At 71.5% G+C, this 477-nt stretch carries 1 protein-coding gene; it reads right to left on the reverse strand.

Going from position 1 to position 477, the window contains the following annotated elements:
* On the reverse strand, positions 1 to 477 hold a 477-nt coding region (gene surE / locus D3D02_RS19355; RefSeq protein ID WP_199723224.1), incomplete at both ends, for a 5'/3'-nucleotidase SurE.

Genomic DNA, 477 nt, shown 5'->3' on the forward strand with positions numbered 1-477 from the left:
GTAGTCCGCGAAGGGGCGGGTCACGCGCATTCGGGGGCTCGGCACGTCCGCCGGGGCGTTGACGTTCAGGAGGTCGACTTCGTCGAACACGTCGGTCCCGAAGACGCGCTCGGTCAGGGCACGGGCGACCCGTGCGGGACGGGAGAAGTCGTACTCCTCGGGCGGGTGACAGAAGAAGTCCCTGGCGTGGTAGCTGGAGACGGCGACGGCGGGCGTCCCGAGGAACGCGGCCTCGACGCCCGCGCCGACGGTTCCCGACCGGCCGACGACGTAGTTGCCCGCGTTCGGGCCGTCGTTGATACCGGAGACGACGATATCGAAGTCGGCGTCGAGGCCGCGAAGGGCGTAGGCGACGCAGTCCGCGGGGGTTCCTTCGAGAGCGTACCCCCACGGGTGGTCGCGGCGGACCGCGTGTTCGTTGCGGGCGCGGCCGACGCCGCTTTGGTTCTCGGCGGGCGCGACGACGGTCACGTCGCC

The organism is Halobellus sp. Atlit-38R (assembly GCF_003665925.1).
Lineage (GTDB): Archaea > Halobacteriota > Halobacteria > Halobacteriales > Haloferacaceae > Haloquadratum > Haloquadratum inordinatus.